Source organism: Rhodococcus sp. CX, from assembly GCF_015865005.1.
In the GTDB taxonomy this organism is placed as follows: domain Bacteria; phylum Actinomycetota; class Actinomycetes; order Mycobacteriales; family Mycobacteriaceae; genus Rhodococcus.
Window position 1 is genome coordinate 4,203 of record NZ_JADZGH010000147.1, and the last position, 3,784, is coordinate 7,986.

The following is a 3,784-nucleotide window of genomic DNA, read 5'->3' on the forward strand; positions in this document are numbered from 1 at the left end:
GCGGGCACTGACTGTAGCCTCGGGTTAACAGTTACTGTCCGTCACACTAAAGGTGGAGACATGACCGCATCGCTCACGCGCTCCCAGGATGTTGCCGATACCGCCACCACCCGGGGATTCGTGCCGAAGGTGGCCCTGTCGGACCGCGAGGACACGGCCCGGCGCCTGCTCGCATCGGTCGCCCGGAAGTCGTACGACCCGATGATCGAGGTCGACTGGGAGGCACCCATCCCCGCGGACAAGTACGGCATGACCCCCGAGTGGAGCACGCTGTACGGCACCGCCCTGTGGGACGAGATGACCGAAGAACAGCGCATCGAACTGACCAAGCACGAGGCCGCGAGCGTCTCCAGCGTCGGCCTGTGGTTCGAGATCCTGCTCATGCAGATGCTTCTACGCGACGTGTACAACCGCAACAAGCACTCGCGTCACGTGCAGTTCGCCCTCACCGAGGTGGCCGACGAGTGCCGCCACTCGGTGATGTTCGCCCGCGCCGGCGAGCGCCTCGGCATGCCCGGCTACGGACCCGCGCCGTACATTCACCGCCTCGGCCGGCTGTGGGGTGGTTTCTTCCGCGGCGCGAACGCCTACGCCAGCGTCATGGCCGCCGAGGAGATCCTCGACATGATGCAGCGCGACTTCATGCGCGACGAACGCGTGCAACCGGTCACCCGTACGGTCAGCAAGATCCACGTCCTCGAAGAGGCCCGGCACATCCGGTTCGCCCGCGAGGAGGTCGCACGGCGACTGACCGGCGCGAGCAAGCTGCGCCTGCAGTTCGAGCGGATCAATACGGCCGTAACGGTCTACTTCGTGGTCAAGAGCATGATCCGCGAAGAGGTCTACGCCAACGCAGGCCTGGACCGCGACCGCGCGGTCGCCGAGGCGAAGGCCAACACGCACTACCACGACCGGGTTCGCAAGTCCGGCGCGAAGCTCATGACGTTCCTCGACAGCGTCGGACTGATCGGCGGCCCGTCGAAGATCCTGTACAAGAAGGTGCACCTGCTCTGAGTTCTCCGCCCACGCCTGCGGGACCTTCCGGCGGGCACGGGCCGGGACATTCCGTCGATCTGCTCCTACCATCGGGAAAGGACCGACGAATCGATCCGGCCGAGCCCGCCGGACGCGGACCCGACTCCACCGCATCGGCCACACCCTGAATCGACGAGGGTGCCGGATCACCGAGCGTTTCTCCGGCGACTCGCTCGGCGGGCGAAGGAGGCCGGCATCCGGCAGGAGCAGGAATGACGAACGTCATCGAAACGCGGGACCTCGTGAAGACCTTCGGCTCCACCCGCGCACTCGCGGGTCTCGACCTCGAGGTCGGTCGCGCGGAAATCCACGGATTCCTCGGACCCAACGGCGCCGGCAAGTCCACGACCATCCGCATCCTGCTCGGGAGTCTGCGCGCAACCTCGGGTACCGCAACCGTTTTCGGTCGCGATCCGTGGACCGATGCGGTGGACCTGCACCGTTCGCTGGCGTACGTCCCCGGCGACGTGACACTGTGGCCGTCCTTGACCGGCGGTGAAGTCATCGACCTGCTCGGCCGGATGCGCGGCGGTCTCGACCCGGATCGCCGCGCCGAGCTGATCGAGCGTTTCGAGCTGGATCCGACCAAGCGATCCCGCGCGTACTCGAAGGGGAACCGCCAGAAGGTCGCGCTGATCTCGGCCTTCTCGTCCCACGCGGACCTGCTCCTGCTCGATGAACCGACCACCGGCCTCGACCCGCTGAAGGAGACGGTCTTCCGCGAATGCATCTCCGAGGCCCGTGATCGCGGCACGACGGTCCTGCTGTCGAGTCACATCCTCTCCGAGGTGGAAGCCCTATGCGAACGCGTGACGATCATCCGCGACGGCCGCGTGGTCGAATCCGGGTCTCTGGCGGACATGCGGCACCTGCGTCGGACGTCGATCACGGCCGAACTGCTCGGGGACCCGGGCGACGTCGAACACCTGCCCGGCGTCGCGGACGTGCGGCGCGACGGCAACGTCCTGCACTGCCAGGTGGACGGCGAGCACCTGGGCGCGCTGATCCGGACGCTCGGCGACGCCGGGGTCCGCAGCCTGATCTCGGCGCCTCCGACTCTGGAAGAGCTCTTCCTGCAGCACTACCGGACGGATACACCCATCGATGCCGAACGGGTGCCGCGATGACCACGACACGCGAGCGCCCCTCGACCACCGGTCACGATCTCGCGGGTACCGGCGCGCTGCTGCGTCTGTACCTGCGGCGCGACCGGATCTCGATGCCGTTGTGGGTCGCACTGTTCGCGATCGCCCCACCCCTCTATGTCGCGAGCGTCCAGAGCCTGTACACATCCGACGCCGAGCTCGCCCGCTTCGCGGCGGCGACGAACGCGAGTCACGCCGAAATCGCCATGTACGGACCGATGTTCGGCACGAGCCTCGGTTCGGTCGGCCTGTGGAAGGCCGGCGCCTACTTCACGCTGATCGCGATAGCGACGATCCTCACGGTCGTGCGGCACACCCGAGCCGAGGAGGAAACCGGGCGGGCGGAGTTGATCGGGTCCACCGTGGTGGGACGGTACGCCGGGCTCACCGCGGCACTGCTGATGGCATTCGGCGCATCGATTCTCACCGGCTTCCTTTGCACCGCAGCTCTTCTCGGCAAGGGATTGCCGCTCGGCGGATCGGCAGGTTACGGAACCGCGCTGGCGCTGTCCGGGGCGGTGTTCGCAGCGATCGCGGCGGTCGCGGCACAGCTCAGCGCGAGCGCACGGATCTCGCGCGGTATCGCGTTCGCGGTGCTGGGTACCGCTTTTGCGTTGCGGGCCGTCGGCGATGCCGGATCCGGGACCCTCTCCTGGTTCTCCCCGCTCGGCTGGGCACTGCAGATGCGGCCGTTCGCGGCGGAACGGTGGTGGGTGGTCGTGCCACTGCTCGCCACGACCACGGGCGCGACCATCCTGGCCTATGCACTCGCGAGCAGGCGTGACATCGGTGCGGGATTGATCGAGCCACGTCCCGGGCCGTCCGAGGCGCCGCCCGCTCTGGCCGGACCGCTGGGACTGGCCTGGCGGATGCAGCGCGGCACCCTGCTCGCCTGGACCGTCGGCCTGGGGTTGTACGGCCTGCTCATCGGAAGCGCAGCGAAGGGTGTCGGCGATCAACTCGGCGACAACGCGGCGATCCGCGACCTGGTCGTGCGGATGGGTGGGTCCCAGTCGCTCGAACTCTCGTTCATCGGGTACGCGATGAGTCTGCTCGGAGTCGCCGGCGCGGCATACGCGATCTCGGCGGCCCTGCGGTTGCACTCCGAGGAGGATGCACAGCGCACCGAGCCGGTGCTCGCTGGGTCGGTCGGGCGAATGCGTTGGGCTGCCGGACATATCGTGTTCTCGCTCGCGGGCCCGATCGTGGCGATGACCGTCGCCGGTGTCTGTGCGGCCCTGACCTACACGGTCGCGGTCGGTGACGGCAGCGTCCTGGGAAAAGTGTTCGGTGCGGCCCTGGTCCAACTGCCCGCCATATGGGTTCTCACCGGAGTGACCGTCGCCCTGTTCGGTATGGCACCGCGCTTCGCACCGGTCGCGTGGGGCGTGCTGGCCGCATTCCTGGCCGTGTTGTTCATCGGGCCGATCGCGCATCTCCCCCAATGGGTGCTCGATCTCGAGCCGTTCGGCCACGCACCGAAACTGCCCGGGAGCGAGTTCACGGCCACTCCCGTGCTGTGGCTGACCACCGTCGCCGCGGCCCTCATCGTGGCCGGGCTGTTCGCGTTCCGACAGCGCGATCTGCGCTGATCCTCGCTCACG

At 67.9% G+C, this 3,784-nt stretch carries 3 protein-coding genes; all 3 read left to right on the forward strand.

Going from position 1 to position 3,784, the window contains the following annotated elements; genetic code table 11:
- Nucleotides 1–60 precede the first annotated feature (60 nt).
- The gene (locus I0Q12_RS15740; protein ID WP_197252800.1) at nucleotides 61–1,014 is read left to right on the forward strand and encodes a diiron oxygenase; all 954 of its coding nucleotides are present in this window, start codon (nucleotides 61–63) and stop codon (nucleotides 1,012–1,014) included.
- Nucleotides 1,015–1,247: 233 nt separating this feature from the next.
- Complete coding sequence (locus I0Q12_RS15745) at nucleotides 1,248–2,162, forward strand: ABC transporter ATP-binding protein (protein ID WP_197252801.1); 915 nt, start codon at nucleotides 1,248–1,250, stop codon at nucleotides 2,160–2,162.
- Nucleotides 2,159–3,772, forward strand: coding sequence for an ABC transporter permease (locus I0Q12_RS15750; RefSeq protein ID WP_197252802.1), 1,614 nt, complete (start codon nucleotides 2,159–2,161; stop codon nucleotides 3,770–3,772). The genes I0Q12_RS15745 and I0Q12_RS15750 overlap by 4 nt, the downstream gene beginning before the upstream one ends.
- Nucleotides 3,773–3,784 lie beyond the last annotated feature (12 nt).

What these genes read in the sequence shown, in the direction of transcription:
- I0Q12_RS15740 (WP_197252800.1), top strand. Translation starts at nt 61, where the DNA reads ATGACCGCATCGCTCACGCGCTCCCAGGATGTTGCCGATACCGCCACC.
- I0Q12_RS15745 (WP_197252801.1), top strand. Translation starts at nt 1,248, where the DNA reads ATGACGAACGTCATCGAAACGCGGGACCTCGTGAAGACCTTCGGCTCC.
- I0Q12_RS15750 (WP_197252802.1), top strand. Translation starts at nt 2,159, where the DNA reads ATGACCACGACACGCGAGCGCCCCTCGACCACCGGTCACGATCTCGCG.